15 protein-coding genes are annotated in these 18,399 nt (G+C 50.9%); 3 read left to right on the top strand and 12 right to left on the bottom strand.

Annotation, left to right across the window (positions count from 1 at the left end; genetic code table 11):
* Positions 1–22 precede the first annotated feature (22 nt).
* From VPR01S_RS03330 to sixA, 8 genes are all read right to left on the bottom strand, one after another.
* On the bottom strand, positions 23–2,215 hold the full coding sequence (locus tag VPR01S_RS03330; protein WP_021703887.1) for a chemotaxis protein CheA: 2,193 nt from the start codon (positions 2,213–2,215) through the stop codon (positions 23–25).
* A gap of 9 nt (positions 2,216–2,224) precedes the next feature.
* Positions 2,225–2,941 (bottom strand): protein phosphatase CheZ, encoded by a 717-nt coding sequence (locus tag VPR01S_RS03325; RefSeq protein ID WP_021703886.1) that lies wholly within the window; start codon positions 2,939–2,941, stop codon positions 2,225–2,227.
* Between the two features lie 50 nt (positions 2,942–2,991).
* Positions 2,992–3,360 (bottom strand): chemotaxis response regulator CheY, encoded by a 369-nt coding sequence (cheY, locus tag VPR01S_RS03320; protein WP_040902228.1) that lies wholly within the window; start codon positions 3,358–3,360, stop codon positions 2,992–2,994.
* Between the two features lie 45 nt (positions 3,361–3,405).
* A complete protein-coding gene (locus VPR01S_RS03315; RefSeq protein ID WP_040902227.1) occupies positions 3,406–4,137 on the bottom strand; it encodes an RNA polymerase sigma factor FliA in 732 nt (243 codons plus the stop codon).
* The gene (locus VPR01S_RS03310; RefSeq protein ID WP_021703883.1) at positions 4,130–5,017 is read right to left on the bottom strand and encodes a MinD/ParA family protein; all 888 of its coding nucleotides are present in this window, start codon (positions 5,015–5,017) and stop codon (positions 4,130–4,132) included. The genes VPR01S_RS03315 and VPR01S_RS03310 overlap by 8 nt, the downstream gene beginning before the upstream one ends.
* A 12-nt stretch (positions 5,018–5,029) precedes the next feature.
* Entirely contained in the window at positions 5,030–6,508 is a 1,479-nt protein-coding gene (gene flhF, locus VPR01S_RS03305; protein WP_021703882.1) for a flagellar biosynthesis GTPase FlhF, read from the bottom strand.
* Positions 6,509–6,554: 46 nt separating this feature from the next.
* Entirely contained in the window at positions 6,555–8,648 is a 2,094-nt protein-coding gene (gene flhA / locus VPR01S_RS03300; protein ID WP_021703881.1) for a flagellar biosynthesis protein FlhA, read from the bottom strand.
* Between the two features lie 201 nt (positions 8,649–8,849).
* On the bottom strand, positions 8,850–9,314 hold the full coding sequence (gene sixA, locus VPR01S_RS03295; RefSeq protein ID WP_021703880.1) for a phosphohistidine phosphatase SixA: 465 nt from the start codon (positions 9,312–9,314) through the stop codon (positions 8,850–8,852).
* Between the two features lie 255 nt (positions 9,315–9,569).
* On the opposite strand from sixA, the gene VPR01S_RS03290 reads away from it, so the two are divergent.
* A complete protein-coding gene (locus VPR01S_RS03290; protein WP_021703879.1) occupies positions 9,570–12,347 on the top strand; it encodes an insulinase family protein in 2,778 nt (925 codons plus the stop codon).
* Here VPR01S_RS03290 and VPR01S_RS03285 read toward each other — a convergent pair.
* On the bottom strand, positions 12,344–12,943 hold the full coding sequence (locus tag VPR01S_RS03285; RefSeq protein ID WP_021703878.1) for a VOC family protein: 600 nt from the start codon (positions 12,941–12,943) through the stop codon (positions 12,344–12,346). The two genes, VPR01S_RS03290 and VPR01S_RS03285, sit on opposite strands and share 4 nt — an antisense overlap.
* A 207-nt stretch (positions 12,944–13,150) precedes the next feature.
* On the opposite strand from VPR01S_RS03285, the gene argS reads away from it, so the two are divergent.
* Together argS and VPR01S_RS03275 are read left to right on the top strand one after the other, a co-directional pair.
* Positions 13,151–14,884 (top strand): arginine--tRNA ligase, encoded by a 1,734-nt coding sequence (gene argS / locus VPR01S_RS03280; protein ID WP_021703877.1) that lies wholly within the window; start codon positions 13,151–13,153, stop codon positions 14,882–14,884.
* Positions 14,885–14,966: 82 nt separating this feature from the next.
* Positions 14,967–15,395, top strand: coding sequence for an HIT family protein (locus tag VPR01S_RS03275; protein WP_021703876.1), 429 nt, complete (start codon positions 14,967–14,969; stop codon positions 15,393–15,395).
* Positions 15,396–15,447: 52 nt separating this feature from the next.
* Here VPR01S_RS03275 and VPR01S_RS03270 read toward each other — a convergent pair whose 3' ends face one another.
* Genes VPR01S_RS03270 through VPR01S_RS03260 form a run of 3 tightly spaced genes read right to left on the bottom strand, consistent with a single transcriptional unit; the run spans position 15,448 to position 18,174 of the window.
* Entirely contained in the window at positions 15,448–15,678 is a 231-nt protein-coding gene (locus VPR01S_RS03270; RefSeq protein ID WP_021703875.1) for a FeoC-like transcriptional regulator, read from the bottom strand.
* On the bottom strand, positions 15,675–17,948 hold the full coding sequence (gene feoB / locus VPR01S_RS03265; protein ID WP_021703874.1) for a Fe(2+) transporter permease subunit FeoB: 2,274 nt from the start codon (positions 17,946–17,948) through the stop codon (positions 15,675–15,677). The genes VPR01S_RS03270 and feoB overlap by 4 nt, the downstream gene beginning before the upstream one ends.
* A gap of 1 nt (position 17,949) precedes the next feature.
* Positions 17,950–18,174 (bottom strand): FeoA family protein, encoded by a 225-nt coding sequence (locus tag VPR01S_RS03260; protein ID WP_021703873.1) that lies wholly within the window; start codon positions 18,172–18,174, stop codon positions 17,950–17,952.
* Between the last annotated feature and the right edge of the window lie 225 nt (positions 18,175–18,399).

Raw genomic sequence — 18,399 nt, 5'->3', positions numbered from 1 at the left:
TTTTCCTTCTTCATCCGGTGCGCTAGATGCGAGATGCCGACGCATACTGCTTCAGCAGATCAGGCACATCCAAAATCAATGCGATATGGCCATCACTGGTGATCGTCGCCCCCGCCATACCCGGCGTGCCCTGCAACAGATTATCCAGTGGTTTAATGACCACTTCTTCCTGGCCAATCAGAGTATCCACCACAAAGCCGACACGCTGGTTACCGATTTGCACAATCACGACGTGACCATGTCCTTTGCGCTGTTCAATATGGCCTGCCTGAGGCGCCAGCCAGTTCTGCAAATAAAACAGCGGAATCGACTTATCACGGACAATAATGGTCAACTGACCGTCCACGACGTTTGTCTTGCTCAGATCAAGGTGGAAAATTTCACTGACGCTGGCCAGTGGCAGAGCAAACGGATGTCCGCCAATCCCTACCATCAACGTTGGCAGGATCGCCAGCGTTAACGGCACCTTAATCGTAATTTTGGTGCCTTTGCCCATCTCTGAGTCGATGTCAATTGAACCGTTGAGTGTATTGATGGCCGTTTTCACCACGTCCATACCAACACCGCGTCCTGAAATATCAGAAATTTTATCTTTACTGGAGAAACCCGGCATAAAGATAAGGTTAAAGCACTCTTTGTCAGTCAGGCGAGAAGCCGCGTCTTCGTCCATCATGCCGCGTTTCACCGCAATGGCGCGCAGCTTGTCCGGGTCCATACCACCACCATCATCGACGATCGCCAGTTCAATGTGATCACCTTCCTGAGATGCCGACAGAATCACTTTACCCGTGCGCGGTTTGCCTGCGGCCACGCGTACATCCGGCATTTCAATACCGTGGTCCACTGAGTTGCGCACTAAGTGGATCAATGGATCCGCCAACGCCTCAACCAGGTTTTTATCCAGATCGGTTTCTTCGCCGCGCATTTCCAGAGCAATGTCTTTATTTAGGCTGCGTGCCAGATCGCGTACCACCCGAGGGAAGCGACCAAATACTTTCTTGATTGGCTGCATACGGGTTTTCATCACCGCACCTTGCAGGTCCGCCGTGACAACATCGAGATTGGAGACCGCTTTGGACATCTCTTCGTCGTTACTATTAAGACCCAGACTCAGCAGGCGGTTACGCACCAATACCAGCTCACCAACCATGTTCATGATGGTGTCCAGTGTTGAGGTATCAACCCGCACTGTCGCTTCAGCCTGAGGCTTTTTAATCTGAACCGCCTGAGCACTTTCTTTGGTTGCTGGTGGTTTAGGCTGTTCTTTGGCTGCAACCGACGGCGCTGCTTTCACTGGCTGCGCACTGACCGGGCTGGCCGGTTTCGGGTTGGCTGCCGCGGGTTTCGTAGCGGCTTCCAGTTCTTCAAGAGAAGGACCTTTCCCAGCGCCGTGCAACTCATCCAGCAGTTTCTCAAACTCTTCGTCTGTCATCAGATCGTCGTCTGATGAAGACGCCTTCGGAGTTTCAGGTGCTTTAGATACTGGCACGCTGTCTGCCGACTTATCCTCTGACGCCGCAGAAGGTCCTTTCCCGGAGCCATGCAGTTCATCCAGTAAACGTTCAAATTCGTCGTCGGTGATGTCACCGCTATCGTCAGAGACGTTTGCTGGCGATGCTGTGCTGGCCACCGGCTCACTTTGTTGACCCGGTGCGCCGCCTTTGCCATGCAGTTCATCCAGCAGTTTTTCAAATTCATCCTGAGTGATGTCATCAACCGAACCCACGGTGCTTTGCGGCGCTTGCGCCTCTGGCTCAGTGCGGTCTTCCACAACCGGAATGTCCGGCTCTGGCTCAGCGATGACAACCTCAGGCTCGTCTTCGGATTCCGGCTTACATAAACGGTGGAGCTCATCAAGAAGGGAAGGATCTGCCGGTGTCAAAGGTTCACGGTCCTGAACTGCACGGAACTGTTCATTGACTGTATCCAGCGCACGAAGCATGGTATCCATCAAAGCCGGAGTGACGGTACGCTGACCGTTTCTCAGTATATCGAACACGTTTTCAGCGCCGTGACAAGTATCGACCAGTTCTGCCAAAGACAAGAAGCCAGCCCCACCTTTCACGGTGTGGAAACCACGGAATATCGCATTCAACAGATCTTTGTCTTCAGGGTTGTTTTCCAGTTCCACAAGTTGCTCAGACAGCAGCTCCAGAATCTCCCCTGCTTCGACTAGAAAGTCCTGCAGAATGTCTTCATCTAATTCATAGCTCATACGTTACCCCTAAAACCCTAGGCTCGACAGTAAGTCGTCGACTTCATCCTGGGAAGACACTGCATCAGCGCGCTCATGAGGATTCATAATCGGCCCCTCGGGATCGGTCGATGCTTTTTTCTCTTGTTCTGATGAGTCAGCCTGACTTGCACCGAATACAGTCAGGATTTCAACCAGTCGATCTTCGACTTCGTTTACTAATGCAATCACCCGTCGAATGATCTGGCCGGTTAAATCCTGAAAATCCTGTGCCATTAAAATGTCGGTCAGTTGTCCACGAAGCTCGGTACTGTCACCCTCAACCTGAGCCAGCAGGCCGTCAATCCGGTGGCACAGAGCTTTGAATTCAGACAGTTCGATACGCCCGCGCATCAGCTCGTTCCACTGGGGGCGAACTTGCAGCAGGCCCTCGTGAAGGTTATCAGCAATTGGCATGCAGCGATCAACCGCATCCATTGTGCGGTTGGCTGCCACTTCAGTTTTCTCGATAACGTACTGCAAACGATCCCGGGCATCCGGAATTTCGTCGTTCGCAATTTCACTCATACGTTCGTCCAGATTGAACTGTTTAAGTGAGTCATGCAGGTCTCTGGTCAGAGACCCGATTTCCTGAAGCATTGGGTTGTCACACCCCTCGTAAATCTGCTTTACGAGTAAGTTCGCTTCGTTCTGCTGCTCATGTTCAAGCAACTCAACCAGCTGCTTTGCCTGTTCTAATGAAATCATCCTGAATAAGCCTTTTTGTCGGCAAAAAAAATGTAAGTTAAAAAGTTGACTTACAAACGCTCAAAGATTTTTTCTAATTTTTCTTTTAATGTTGCGGCGGTGAAAGGCTTAACAATATAACCATTTACCCCAGCTTGAGCGGCTTCGATAATCTGCTCGCGTTTGGCTTCCGCGGTGATCATCAATACAGGAAGGTGTTTCAGTTCATCATCCGCACGGATGTGTTTAAGCAAATCAATGCCTTGCATACCAGGCATATTCCAGTCGGTTACGACAAAATCGAATTCGCCTTTTTTCAGCATCGGCAATGCCGTCAGACCATCGTCTGCTTCCTGAGTGTTATTGAACCCCAGGTCACGAAGCAGGTTTTTAACGATTCGGCGCATTGTTGAAAAGTCATCAACAATTAGGATTTTCATATTTTTATTCAAAATTGCCTCCACTGAGTGAAATATCAGTGATTGTTATTCATGTTCTGTCCACGCGCTTAATTTGGTGCGCAAACGTTGCATAGATTGACTAAGAATTTGACTCACACGTGATTCGCTCACGCCAATCACTTCACCAATTTCTTTTAAATTTAACTCTTCATCATAATACAACGAAAGTACCAGAGCTTCTCGTTCAGGCAGCGATTTTATTGAATCTATCAACGCTTTGCGGAAAGATTCATCAGCAACACCTTTAAATGGAGAGTCGTCTTCTTCATCGGCGGGTACGATGGCATCATCGGAAATTCCCAAGTCGTCGATGCCGACCAGCCGTGAACAATTGATGTCAGTCAGTGCGCTATGATATTGATCGAGAGACAGGCCCATAAACTTGGCCACTTCTGAGTCACTCGGGTCTCGGTTCAGCTCGCCCTCCAGTACAGCGATCGCCTGAGAAATCTCTCGGCTGTGCTTGTGAACCGAACGAGGTACCCAGTCTCCGCGCCGAATATCATCCAGCATCGCCCCACGTATGCGGATACCCGCGTAGGTTTCGAAACTTGCACCTTTACTGCCATCATAATTTTTCTGGGCTTCCAGCAGGCCGATCATTCCGGCTTGAATCAGGTCTTCAACCTGAACACTGGGTGGCAATCTGCCTAATAGGTGGTGAGCAATTCGCTTTACCAATACTGAGTACTTTTCCAGAAACGCCTTCTGGCTATTCTGATTGGCATATTGGTCATAAGTCAGCGCTTTATTCACCAAACGGTTCCCCTACATAATCATCACGCTTGAGCAGGCGCTCGACGAAAAACTCCAAGTGGCCACTCGGGGTTTTCGGTATAGGCCAAGTCAATGCTTTGTTCGCGAGTGAGCCCATCGCCAGTGATGCCGGAGAACGCGGGAACGCGTCCACGACTATTTTCTGTCTTTTCACTGCCTGACGAACTTTATCATCCAATGGAATACATGCTACGAGTTCGAGGCTCACATTCAAGAATCGCTCTGTGACTAGGGTCAACTTTGCGAACAATTCTCGCCCTTCGCGATAGCTTCTGACCATATTCGCGACGATTTTAAACCGTTGGACCTGATGTTCCTTACTCAACAGTTTGATTAATGCATAGGCATCCGTGATGGATGTCGGTTCATCACACACCACCACAATCACGTCCTGAGCTGCCCGGGAAAAGCTGACCACCATGTCCGAAATACCGGCCGCAGTGTCTATCAGCAAGACATCCATTTCGTCTTCCAGGCTACCAAATGCACGGATCAATCCGGCATGTTGTGCATGGGACAACTCGGTCATAGATTGAGTACCAGACGTTGCTGGAATGATGCGGATGCCATGCGGTCCTTCCACAATGGCGTCTTTCAGCTCGCATTCACCGGCCAGCACGTGACCGAGGTTGAGCTTGGGACGAATACCCAGCATTACATCAACATTTGCCAAACCAAGGTCAGCGTCCAATACCATGACTTTCTTTCCCTGACGTGCCATACAAATCGCCAGGCCCAGAGTTACATTTGATTTACCAACACCACCCTTGCCTCCGGTTACCGAAATAACCTTGGTCAAAGAGGGTTTAGTTAAGCGACGCAGGCCGCTTGCTTGGTCTTGTATCATATCTTCTGTCATATCGTTCGCCGCCTAGAACCCATCTGTACTGCTGTTCCAGAAATGGGGTTCATTTTCTGTCGACTTTTCCAGTAATTCGTTTGCCTTTGCTACCATGTACTTGGGTTGCGCAATCACAATATCTTCCGGTACTCGTTGTCCATTGGCGATGTACGCCACGGGCAAGGCATTTTGAACTACGACACTCACAAATTCGCCCAGGCTCAGGGATTCATCGAGCTTGGTCATAATACAACCAGAGAGCGGAATTCGTCTGAAATGCTCTATGGTTTCCTGTAATACTCTGCGTTGTGCGGTTGCCGGTAGCACCAGGTAGCTGTTAATGACTTCTCCACTTTCCTGCATCAGCGTATCTAACTGTTCAGAAAGGCGTACATCACGCTGCCCCATGCCCGCCGTATCTACTAAAATCAGGCGGCGATTCCTTAACTGGTATATTACATCGGCCAGTTCGTCAGAATCTTTAGCAACTCTTACCGGACAACCCATAATTCTGCCATAAATTGACAGTTGCTCATGTGCACCGATTCGATAGGTATCGGTGGTCACTAACGCGACATTGTCCGCACCGTATTCCATAGCCGCACGCGCCGCCAGCTTGGCAACCGATGTGGTCTTTCCGACACCGGTCGGTCCAAGCAGTGCCACGACACCACCACGTTTGAGAATATCTTGTTTGGTAACCGGGATTTGATCAGCCACCAACGCCAACAGAGCTTTCCAGGCTTTGTTCGGCGGCGTATCTTCGGGAATGTAGCACGCCAGCTGATCGGCCAGTTCTGCCGACACTCCCATTCGTTCTAACCGCTTAATCAACATTGCCCGTAACGGTTCACGACGTTCCACCTCCTGCCACATTAATCCAGACACCTGATGTTCTAATAGGCGACGGATTGAAGACATTTCTTCACGCATATCTTCTAATTCGGCTTTATCGGCTTCACGTTCTTTGGCCGTTTGACGGTCATAACGGGTTGGATCCAAGCGAGGCTGCTGTTGCTGCATGCGAGGATCATCGGCAATCAAACGGGCCAGCGGCGAGTCTTCTTTCAACATGCCGGACAGGGATCCGTCGTTGCGTTTTTCCTGCTGACGGCGTAACAACGCCGTGAGGGAATCTTCGCCTCTCTCCGCCGGGGGTTGGTCTTCCTGCTCATGGTGGCTGTACTGCTTGAGCATGTTCGCAAAACGCTGGGTCATCGAGCGGCCCTTGTCTGCGCTCGACTGTAAACTGACACGGTCGTCTTCCAACTGACGAGGGCTGGCCGCCGGTGCTGCCGGCGGCTGCGCATACTGAGCTTGGCGCGGACGGGAACTGTAATCGTTCGACATCTGACGTCCGGCCGAGTGATCCCCATCGACAGCTGCAACGATTTCCACGCCACCCGCGACTTTTTTGTTGGACATAATCACCGCGTCAGCACCCAGCTCTTCCTTCACCTGAAGAAGCGCTGCTCGCATGTCCTTGGCAAAAAATCGTTTTATTTTCAAAGCAGATTTCCGTGTTTACCTAGTTGTGTACAGGCACGTAGCCGTATCAGTTGCCCACCGCCTGTACGATTCGAATTTGTTTCTCATCAGGAATTTCCTGATAGGAGAGCACCCGGAGTGACGGAATGGTGTTTTTAACAAACTTGGCCAACGTTGAGCGTAACACGCCGGAAGTTAGCAACACCGCAGGCTCCCCTTTCAGTTCCTGTTCTTGCGTGGCCTGACTTAGGGATGACTGAAGTCGCTCAGCCAGCCCCGGCTCAATACCCGCCGATTCACCACCAGAAGCCTGCATGGTCTGATGCAAAATTTGTTCCAGCTCAGGAATGAGCGTAATGACCGGCAGTTCAGGCTCTATACCATTGATTTCCTGAACAATTAGTCGTTTCAGTGCGATGCGCACTGCCGCGGTCAGAATGTCAGGTTCTTGACTCTTCGCGGAGTACTCCGCCAGGGTTTGAATGATGGTCCGGATATCACGGATAGGAATCGCTTCATTGAGCAGGTTTTGCAGTACTTTCACGACGGCGCCCAGAGGCAACTGATCCGGCACAAAGTTCTCCACCAGCTTCGGTGCACTGCGGCCCAGCATCTCAAGTAGATTTTGTACCTCTTCATGGCCAATCAGTTGTGCTGCATTGTTGGTCAGCAGCTGGCTGAGGTGTGTCGCTAACACCGTCGAAGAATCTACTACCGTGTAGCCCAGCGCTTGGGCATGTTCACGCTGATCTTCACGAATCCATACCGCTTCAAGACCAAAGGCCGGGTCAATCGTTTTTTCGCCTTCGATCATGCCGTACACCTGACCAGGGTTGATGGCCAGTTCTTGATCCGGGCGGATCTCCGCTTCCCCAACCGCAACGCCCATCAAGGTAATACGGTAACTATTGGGCGTCAGTTCGAGGTTATCGCGAATGTGTACCGCCGGGATCAAGAAGCCAAAATCCTGCGACAGTTTTTTGCGCACCCCTTTCACCCGCTCCAGCAGCTCCCCACCCTGATCTCGGTCCACCAGTGGGATCAATCGATAGCCGACTTCCAGACCAATAATGTCGACAGGTTGGACATCATCCCAAGAAAGTTCTTTCTGGGCAGGCGCGTCGGTATCACTAACAGCGGGTGTGGCCGGAGCTTCGGCAGCCCTTTTCTGTTTGCGTTGAATCAGATACGCAGCGCCGCCAGCGATGACAGCCAAAAGCAAAAAGGCAAAATGCGGCATGCCCGGGACAATCCCCATCACGCCGAGGATGGCGGCGGTGATCATCAGCGCTTTCGGGTTATCGAACATCTGGAACACTACTTGTTGTCCCATGTCCTCTTCCGCATTCTGACGCGTCACCATGATCGCAGCGCCGATAGACAGCAACAGCGATGGGATCTGCGCCACCAGACCATCACCAATGGTCAGCAGGGTGTAGATTTCAATCGCTTCACGGAAACTCAGACCGTACTGCGCCATCCCGATGGACAGGCCACCGATGATGTTGATGAACAGGATCAGGATACCAGCGATGGCATCCCCTTTAACGAACTTGGACGCACCGTCCATCGAACCGTAGAAATCCGCCTCTTTGGTGACTTCACTGCGTCGCAGTCGTGCTTGCTCCTGATCAATCAGTCCGGCGTTCAAATCGGCGTCGATCGCCATCTGCTTACCAGGCAAGGCATCCAGGGTAAAACGTGCACTGACTTCAGAGATCCGGCCAGCACCCTTGGTTACGACCATAAAGTTGATGATCATCAGAATCAAGAACACCACCAGACCCACGGCATAGTTCCCGCCAATCACCACATTACCAAACGCTTCAATGACGTTACCGGCCGCTCCGGCTCCTTCATGACCGTTCAGCAATACCACCCGGGTTGAGGCAACGTTCAACGCCAGACGCAATAAGGTGGCAATCAGCAAGACTGTCGGAAATGCGGCAAAATCCAGCGGACGCTTGGTGTAGACCGTGACCAGCAGGACGACCATCGACAACGCGATGTTGAACGTAAAAAACAGGTCAAGCAGAAACGCCGGTATCGGCAATACCACCATGGCCAGAGTGGCCAGCACCATCACGGGCGCGCCAATGGCTGGCATGGCGCGTTGAGGAATCGGCGGAATTTTGTCCGCAAAAGGCAGGCTGAACTTCATAGATTCGGGTGTCTTAATTTTTGCATTTTGATTAAGCAGTTAGCTGCCTGATGCAAAATTCAGTCCAGCATTTATGTCAAATTACTGTCAATATCGCACGTTCAGTCGCGTTGCGTTTTTGACTGACAACAGAGCGTGAACGGGTTGTCGATCGGCCGGTTCACGGCAACCGCCGCTCGCTATACACACCGGCCGTCCCCATTAGGGATGGATATGCCACAACAGCTCGCTTTTGCGTGACTGTGGATCAAACTCTATGCACACCAACCCTGAGGTCGGGAACATTGGCGGCGCCATATCGGTAATGAATTCTGACGTCAGATAGCCGACCAACGGCAAATGAGAAACCAGCAACACCGATTGCGGCTGCTCCACTTCGATCAGAGCGCACAAGTAGTCAAAGACCAGATCCGACTGACCATATGGCGTGATGTCTTCACTGGTGCTAATGGCAGACGTTTTAAACATCGGCTGAATTTGCTGCCAGGTTTGCTGAGCGCGCAAATATGGACTGATCAGTACCTTATCAAACTCGGTGATGCCCTGCTCATTGCAGGCTCTGGCTACCGCGACCGATTCGCTTATGCCGCGCGTGGTCAACGCTCTTTCTGCGTCACTGGCGGCAAAATGTTCTGCTTCGCCGTGGCGCATAATGAAGATTTTCACTCTCAATTCCTACTACTATCAACAGGCAGTCAGCACTGTGCGTTATTTGTTATCATTCACGGCTTAACTGGCCGCTTATAAAAATAATTATATCAAGTGCCTTGCCAAAGACTTCGACTTTCTTAACAATCTTTTAAACAGAGCACAGACAAAGCATAAATAATCCAAAAGTGCTCCACTTTCTCTGACCAAGTGTTTGCAGCACACTTATTCAGGGTCATACTTACTTAAATGCTTCAACTCTGGAGAGCACCTGTGCATCTTAGCCCCAACGATAACAATCAATATCGCTACCTAACTCTGGCGAATGGCCTAAGAGTGCTTGTGATCCAAGACGTACACGCACAAAAGTCTGCCGCTGCACTGGCCGTAAATGTTGGCCATTTTGATGATCCCTCAGATCGGCAAGGTCTGGCTCATTATCTGGAGCATATGCTGTTTCTGGGCACGGAAAAATACCCCAAAGTAGGCGAATTTCAAAGCTATATCAGCCAGCACGGTGGTAGCAATAACGCCTGGACCGGTACTGAACATACGTGCTTTTTTTTCGATATAACACCCAATGGTTTCGAAAAAGGGCTGGATCGCTTTGCTCAGTTTTTCAGCGCGCCGCTGTTTAACGAAGAAGCCCTCGACAAAGAGCGTCAGGCAGTTGACTCTGAATACAAATTAAAGTTGAACGATGACTCTCGTCGTCTTTACCAAGTGCAAAAGGCCACCATCAATCCGGACCATCCGTTCAGCAAATTCTCGGTGGGCAACCTCGAAACTCTGAATGACCGCAATGGGAAATCGATTCGCCAGGAAGTCGTCAGCTTCCACGCCCGTCAATATTCGGCTGACCTGATGACCCTCACGCTGGTAGGCCCGCAGTCTCTTGATGAACTACAACACTGGGCAGAAGAGAAGTTCTGCGCCATCGCTAACAACCAGCTAAAGAGCAAACAGATTGAGCAGCCCTACCTAAAAAATAAGCAAAACCGCTTGTGGATTAACGTTGAGCCACTTAAAGACCTGCGTAAGTTGGTGCTCACCTTCACTTTCCCGGGCATGGATAAGTATTATCAGACCAAGCCCCTGTCCTACTTCGCACATTTACTCGGCTATGAAGGCGAAGGCAGCCTGATGCTGGCGCTGAAAAACGAAGGCTGGATCAATGCGCTGTCCGCTGGTGGCGGAGCCAGTGGCAGCAATTACCGGGAATTCAATGTCAGTTGCGCGCTGACCCCATCAGGGCTCCAGCATACTGACGAGATCATCGAAGCTGTGTTTGCTTACATTGCACTGATCAAAGAACAGGGCTTTGACGAATGGCGTTATCGGGAGAAACAAGCCGTGCTGGAATCGGCTTTTCGTTTTCAGGAGCCCACTCGCCCTCTGGATCTGGCCAGCCACCTTGTGATCAACATGCAACACTACGCCGCTGACGACACCATCTACGGCGATTACATGATGGCCGGTTATCAGCCGGAAGTTCTGCGCGAACTGGCGAGCTACTTCTCGCCAGAAAACTTACGCGTCACCCTGGTAACCAAGGGCTTAGCATGCGATCAATATGCAGAGTGGTATTTTACGCCGTATTCCGTCCGCTCCCTCACTGCAGTACAGTTACAGCGCTATCACGCCGCTCAGACTCAACTCGACTTGGCGCTGCCCCCGAAAAACCCGTTTATTTGCTACGATCTCGACCCCAAACCTCTCGATGGCGAACAGTCGGTACCAAGCATCATTGAAGAGCAGGATGGCTTTCGTCTCTGGCATCTTCAGGATGCGACCTTCCGGGTACCCAAAGGCGTCGTGTATGTGGCCATCGATAGCCCTACCGCCGTGGCCACTGCGCGCAACATTGTGATGACACGCTTGTGTGTGGAAATGTTCCTCGACTCGTTAGCGAAAGAGACGTATCAGGCAGAAATCGCGGGGATGGGCTATAACATGTACGCCCACCAAGGCGGCGTGACGCTGACCATTTCCGGCTTCAGCGAAAAGCAGCCCCAGCTACTGCAAATGATTTTAGAGCGCTTTGCCAAGCGTGAATTCAGCCACCAGCGTTACCAGTCGATAAAACAACAGTTGCTGCGCAACTGGCGTAACTCCGCCCAAGATCGTCCCATATCCCAGCTATTTAATGCCATGACTGGTATCCTCCAGCCTAATAACCCACCGTACGCGGTGCTGGTGGATGAGCTGGAAACCATCGAAGTGGACGAGTTACCAGCGTTCGTCGATTCCATTCTCGCAAATCTGCATGTCGAGATGTTCGTTTACGGTGACTGGCGCCAGCAGGAAGCTCTGGCGCTGGGAGAAACCCTCAAAGACGCTTTACGAGTCAAAAACCAGCGTTATCAGGAAGCTCTGCGCCCTCTGGTGATGTTGGGCGATACCGGAACATATCAAAAAGAAGTGCTGTGCGATCAGGAAGATTCCGCCATCGTACTCTACTATCAGTGTGACACCACCGATCCGCATAGCATCGCGCTCTATTCGCTGGCCAATCATCTGATGTCGGCCACCTTCTTCCATGAAATCCGGACCAAACAGCAGCTCGGCTACATGGTCGGCACCGGCAATATGCCACTCAACCGTCATCCGGGGATCGTGCTGTACGTTCAGTCGCCCAATGCCGCTCCGGCTGAGTTGTTAAAAGCCATGGATGAATTTCTCAATGCATTTTATATGGTGTTGCTGGAGTTGAATGACTACCAATGGCACAGCAGTAAACGCGGATTATGGAATCAAATCGCCACACCGGACACCACTTTACGTGGCCGGGCTCAGCGGCTATGGGTGGCGATCGGCAATAAAGATCGCGGCTTTGATCAGCGTGAAAAAGTATTGGATGAGTTAAAAGAACTGAGTCGCAGCGACATGATCCGTTTTGTGGTCAACGAGCTGAAACCACGCACAGCGAATCGTCTGATCATGCATACCCAAGGCAATGCACACAGTGAATCTGCCCCTCTGGTTGTGGGGCAGGAAATCGGCTCAATCGAAGAATTTCAGCTCAGACCGAAAGACGTCGAACTGGGTTAAACCTCTTGCTCTGAGGCCACTATCGCTTTCAGTGAGTGCGGGTGGAGTTTGATGCACACGCCGTTCCACTTAAACGCGACGGTCGGGTTGTTGAGACGTTCGCCGTCGCCTTTTGGGCTGGACAACTTAACTTTGATGCCATGCTCACTCAAGTGCGGCCATTGTGCCGCCAATTGGGGAAACTGGCTTTGGATATCGGCCAGGTATTGTTCCGCAGTGTGCGCATCGGACGGAATCACAAACTCGACATGCTCCCAGCTTTGTTGAGGGTAGATTTTCCCCGGGGCCGGATATGGCAGTTCCAGACACTCAAATGACCAGTTTTTCGCCTGCAGTGGCGCAGTAAATTCAATCACGATGATCGGACGGCCATTAATCTTAGCCTGAGAGATAACTTTCCCCTCTTTTTGCCACTCCTGATGCGCCAGTTTAGCAAGTTCAGTGTGGTTGATACGCAGAGCAATATGGTCCGCCTGAAATGGGCTCAAATCTATATGCAAAATATCGCTTAGATGCTGAATTTTATGCATAAAACTTTCAAGGCTCGCCTTCATTTGTTCAGGCATCAACTCTGCTTCCAACAGTAAATCTGACATTTTCTACCGTCCAAAATATTGATTTTGCCGCAATACTATCAAGTTATCGCTGAAAAGTAGAAAAATTCCCATTTCACTCTCTATAAGAGGCGCAATAATCTTGGTATCATGTGCGCCAAATTATGAACTTTATTGAGATATGCATTCAGCCAACTTCGGTGAATAAAATGCATACCAACCAATTCCCAAGAATTGAAGGAAGCGCGTGTGAATATCCAAGCACTTATTAATGACAAAGTATCTCAGGCTCTGGAAGCCGCTGGTGCACCGGCAGGCAGTCCTGCAGCAGTGCGTCAATCAGCAAAGCCACAATTCGGTGACTATCAGGCAAATGGCGTGATGGGCGTGGCGAAGAAGCTAGGCACAAACCCGCGAGAATTTGCACAGAAAGTACTGGATGTTCTGGATCTGGACGGCATTGCCAGCAAAACAGAAATCGCCGGCCCTGGTTTTATCAACATTTTCCTCAGCGAAGAGTTTCTGGCTAAGCAAGCGGACGCCGCTCTGGCAGACAGCCGTCTTGGTGTCACCAAAGAAGCACAAAAAACCATCGTTGCGGACTACTCAGCGCCAAACGTTGCAAAAGAAATGCACGTGGGTCACCTGCGCTCAACCATCATCGGTGATGCGGTTGTTCGTACCCTTGAGTTTTTGGGCCACAAAGTCATTCGTGCCAACCACATCGGTGACTGGGGCACACAGTTCGGTATGTTGATCGCGAACCTTGAACGTGTGCAACAGGAATCGGGCGAAGTTTCGATGGAACTGGCGGATCTGGAAGGCTTCTACCGTGAATCGAAGAAATTGTATGACGAAGACGAAGCCTTTGCCGCCAAAGCACGTAATTACGTAGTCAAACTGCAAAGTGGCGATGCGTACTGTGCAGAAATGTGGAAAAAGCTGGTTGATGTCACCATGGAACAAAACCAGCGTAACTACGACCGTCTGAACGTTTCTCTGACTCGTGCCAACGTGATGGGCGAAAGCATGTACAACGACATGCTGCCAGGTATCGTTGCCGACCTGAAAGAAAAAGGCCTGGCACAAGAAGACGACGGCGCGCAAGTCGTGTTCCTAGACGAATACAAAAACAAAGACGGCGAGCCAATGGGTGTGATCATCCAGAAGCGCGACGGAGGTTTCCTTTACACCACCACCGACATCGCCTGTGCGAAATACCGCTACGAAACGCTGGGCGCTGACCGCGTGTTGTACTTCATTGACTCACGTCAGCATCAGCACCTGATGCAAGCATGGACTATCGTTCGTAAAGCGGGTTACGTGCCTGATGAAGTCACACTGGAACACCATGCATTCGGTATGATGCTGGGTAAAGACGGCCGTCCTTTCAAAACGCGTGCTGGCGGCACCGTCCGTTTGGCGGATCTGCTAGATGAAGCCCAAGAGCGTGCCATCAAGCTGATCGAAAGCAAAAATCCGGATCTAGATGCGGAAGAGAAAAACAACATTGCGACCACGGTGGCTATGGCAGCAGTCAAATACGCGGATCTCTCGAAACACCGCACCACCGACTACATTTTCGATTGGGATCACATGCTGGCATTTGAAGGCAACACTGCCCCATACATGCAGTATGCTTACACTCGCGTGGCGTCTATTTTTGCCAAAGCCGGCATTGCCATGGATGATCTGCAGGGCGACATCACCATCAGTGAAGAGAAAGAAAAAGCGCTGATCGCGAAGTTGCTTCAGTTTGAAGAAGCGGTTCAATCCGTTGCTCGTGAAGGTCAGCCACACATTATGTGTAGCTACCTGTTTGAACTGGCTGGTCAGTTCTCAAGCTTCTACGAAGCCTGCCCGATCCTGAGTGCCGAAGATGAGAGCGTGAAGCAGAGCCGTCTGAAACTAGCGGCACTGACAGCGAAGACCATCAAGCAAGGTCTGGCACTGCTGGGCATCAATACGCTGGATCGTATGTAATCCGATCACCGCAATACCAATAAGACAAAGGTTGGCAGTATAAGCCAACCTTTCTTTTATCTAACCGTAAGGAACCTTAAGCATGAGTTTCGAACTTCATCCCCAGTTAGCCAACGATACGACCGTGATCGGCCATTTTCCTCTCTGCGTGGCGCTGCTGCACAAAGACAGCGCAGTACCCTGGGTTATTTTGGTGCCTAAACGCGCTCAGTTAAAAGAACTTCACCACCTTCCAATGCAAGAGCAACACCAGTTTTTGCTTGAATCACAGGCCGTCAGCCAGGCGCTCGAAGCGATTTTCCAGCCGGACAAACTCAACTTAGGTGCCCTTGGGAATATGGTGCCTCAACTGCACATCCACCATATTGCGCGCTTTAAAAACGACATCGCCTGGCCTGGACCGCTATGGGGTAACACCCAGGCTGAGTTTCGTGACGAAGCAGAGCAACAGGCGATGCTGATCCGAATCCAGAACGTGTTGTCACTCAGCTCCATGTTCAGCAAAGCGTAATCCACGCATCATCAATAAAAAACGCTCCGGTTGAGGAGCGTTTTTTATTGGATTACAGTTTGACCGTCAAAGATAAACCGTCTGGTCGATTCACCGAGTAACGGACCCGGGTAACATGCTCCGCACGATTCGTATCGATCGTGCGTGAAATGATCCCCTTACGTATCCAGACCGTCAACATGGCATCCACACCATCTTCGCTGAGCGCAAAACGCTTGGCCAGTTCTTTGCGCGATGCACTACCCTGCTGTTCGATGTACCGCTTCAGCTCAGACAAAATCATGCTACAGGCACCTCAGTCAACGCCTGCTGCGAACGCCCTTGGCGTTTCAGGCTGACATACACCAATGCACTGCCGCCGATAACAATGGTAATCCAAATGGTACTTTGCATCGGTGTTTCGGTGAGCATTGAGGCCTGGTAGTACAAGGTCGCCCCAGCGTAGGCCAACCCCATGGTCCAGACGGCAATAAAGCGGGCATACTTGTGACCAAACTCACGAACGTATGCCCCCATCGCCGCAACACAAGGCGTGTAAAGCAAAATGAAAATCAAATACGCAAACGCGGCATGACCACTGGCAAAGTGCGCTTTAAGATTGCCGAAGATGGACGCATCCACTTCCTGATCCTGTGCCACACTCTGACTGTCACTCAAATCGCCAACTTCAATACCCAGCGGATCACTGAAGCTCAGGTCGCTCAGATTTTGTGGAATCGACCATGCCGCCTCTTTGAGGCTGGCAGCCAAATCGAACTCAGCGTCCTCATCTGTCGGCGCGCTGTAAAGGTTGTTCAGTGTTCCCACGACCGCTTCTTTGGCGAAAATACCAGTAATGATCCCGACAGTCGCTGGCCAGTTGTCATGGTTGACCCCTATTGGAGCAAAAACAGGCGTGACCACCTGAGCAGCTTTAGACAGCATTGAATTTTCACTGTCCTGGTTGCCAAAACTGCCATCGGTACCCACAGAGTTGAGGAAGCTGAGGATTGTCACTACCACCACAATGGTTTTGCCGGCCCCCAGAACAAACCGCTTCAGTTTTTGCCAGGTTTTGATCATCACATTCTGCATAGTCGGCAGTTCGTAATCTGGCATTTCCATCAACAAACTGTCACTGTCCCCCGGATAAAGCGTTTTTTTCAGAACCCAGCCAGTCAACACCGCCGCCGCAATCCCCAGCAGATAAAGGGCAAACACGATGTTCTGACCACTTTGTGGGAAAAAAGCCGCAGCAAACAGCGCGTACACAGGCAAACGTGCGCCACACGACATGAAGGGAGCCATCGACGCCGCCAACTTACGTTCGCGCTCCTGATCGAGAGTCCGGGTTGCCATGATCGCTGGCACGTTGCACCCAAACCCGAGGACCAAAGGGACGAAAGCTTTGCCCGGCAGGCCTATTTTCTGCATAACCTTGTCCAGTACAAATGCGGCACGGGACATGTAGCCGGAGCTCTCCAGAATCGCCAGGAACAGGTACAGACAGGCGATGACTGGGATGAAGGTTGCCACCGTTTGAATCCCCCCACCGACACCGTCAGCGATCAATGTAACCAACCACACCGGTAGATGCCCGTCGAGCAAGTGATGCCCACCATCCACCAACAAGGCACCGACACCAATATCGAAAAAGTCGATAAAAGCACTACCGATATTGATCGAGAACATGAACATCAGATACATAACCACAAAAAAGAACGGCACACCGATCCATTTGTTGAGAATGATCCGATCCGCTTTCTCGGTGAAACTGTGGCTCAGCTTTCCTTCGCTGCGGCGTACCCGCTTACACTGCTCATGTAAAAAGGTGTATTTGGTATCGGCAACGTGGAGATCGATATCAAGTTCCGTCGCCAACTGAGCCGCTTGAATCCGCTCACGCTCCGGCTGGGGGAGAGGATTAATCACTAACCGGTCGTTTTCCAGCGCGCGCACCGCCAGTGCTCTGGCAGCAACCGTCTGCTCTTCAAACAGTGGGGCAACCTGTGCGATAGCACGCTCAAACGTCTCAGCGTAACTCAGCGTCAGCTCTTTGAGGGCCACTCCCTGCACCAGAGTTTTATGCAGTTTCTCTTTAAACCGCAACACCTGCCCCTTGTTGTTGGCAGACAAAGAGAACACCGGACAGCCCAGAACTTTCTCCAGCGCTTTAATATCAATGACCTGTCGCTCACGCTTCAGCGCGTCCATCTTATTCAGTACCACCACCATCGGGCGGCCCAACTCACGAAGCTGAAGTGTCATGTATAAACTGCGCTCGAGGCAGGTCGCGTCCACCACATTGATGATCAGATCTGCCGGATGGGTCAATACCGCACGTGAGGCAATCGACTCATCAATGCTGTTACCATCATTGCCGCTGTCGAGCGCGTAAATACCTGGCAAGTCAGTTAACAAAAAATCATCACCCGAATGGCTGTAGCGTCCGGTTTTCTTTTCGACAGTCACACCCGCCCAGTTACCGACTTGCTGCTTTGCGCCAGTCAGACCATTGAACAGAGTGGTTTTACCGCTATTAGGGTTACCGACGGTCAAAATCTGGTATTGCATATCAGCTCTCCACCTCAATCGCATTCGCTATTTTTTCACGCACAGCCAAAGAGACACCCCGCACTTCAACCTGCAACGGGTCACCCATCGGTGCACGGCGCACCAGTTTAACGTCAGTGTTGGGCAACAGGCCCATCACCATGAGTTTCTTGCGAATCTCGCCAGACAACTGGTCCAGAGCCACAATCGTGGCACTCTCACCTTGTTTTAATTCAGACAATTTCATGGGTTAGCTCAAGTGGTAATGAGAAATATTTTTATTCATGCTATCAAAAATACACGTGGATAACCTTAGTGTTATTGCGTGAAATCAAAGTTTCCGGATTTGCTCCGTCACTTGCGTAAATATCGCGCCCGTCAAAAACGTTAATCTCGCCTAAAACAGATCACAGAAGGCTAGTTCAACGAAATGTAATAAAACAGAGAATTAAAATAAAGCCATAAAAATCAG

This window comes from Vibrio proteolyticus NBRC 13287, assembly GCF_000467125.1.
GTDB classification, from domain to species: Bacteria; Pseudomonadota; Gammaproteobacteria; order Enterobacterales; family Vibrionaceae; genus Vibrio; species Vibrio proteolyticus.
Note: the sequence above shows the minus strand (reverse complement) of the source record. Positions and strands in the feature narration are given on the sequence as shown.

Coding starts and splice junctions, on each gene's coding strand:
- VPR01S_RS03330 (WP_021703887.1), bottom strand. CDS start 2,215: ATGAGCTATGAATTAGATGAAGACATTCTGCAGGACTTTCTAGTCGAA.
- VPR01S_RS03325 (WP_021703886.1), bottom strand. CDS start 2,941: ATGATTTCATTAGAACAGGCAAAGCAGCTGGTTGAGTTGCTTGAACAT.
- cheY (WP_040902228.1), bottom strand. CDS start 3,360: ATGAAAATCCTAATTGTTGATGACTTTTCAACAATGCGCCGAATCGTT.
- VPR01S_RS03310 (WP_021703883.1), bottom strand. CDS start 5,017: ATGACAGAAGATATGATACAAGACCAAGCAAGCGGCCTGCGTCGCTTA.
- flhA (WP_021703881.1), bottom strand. CDS start 8,648: ATGAAGTTCAGCCTGCCTTTTGCGGACAAAATTCCGCCGATTCCTCAA.
- VPR01S_RS03285 (WP_021703878.1), bottom strand. CDS start 12,943: ATGTCAGATTTACTGTTGGAAGCAGAGTTGATGCCTGAACAAATGAAG.
- VPR01S_RS03275 (WP_021703876.1), top strand. CDS start 14,967: ATGAGTTTCGAACTTCATCCCCAGTTAGCCAACGATACGACCGTGATC.
- VPR01S_RS03270 (WP_021703875.1), bottom strand. CDS start 15,678: ATGATTTTGTCTGAGCTGAAGCGGTACATCGAACAGCAGGGTAGTGCA.
- feoB (WP_021703874.1), bottom strand. CDS start 17,948: ATGCAATACCAGATTTTGACCGTCGGTAACCCTAATAGCGGTAAAACC.
- VPR01S_RS03260 (WP_021703873.1), bottom strand. CDS start 18,174: ATGAAATTGTCTGAATTAAAACAAGGTGAGAGTGCCACGATTGTGGCT.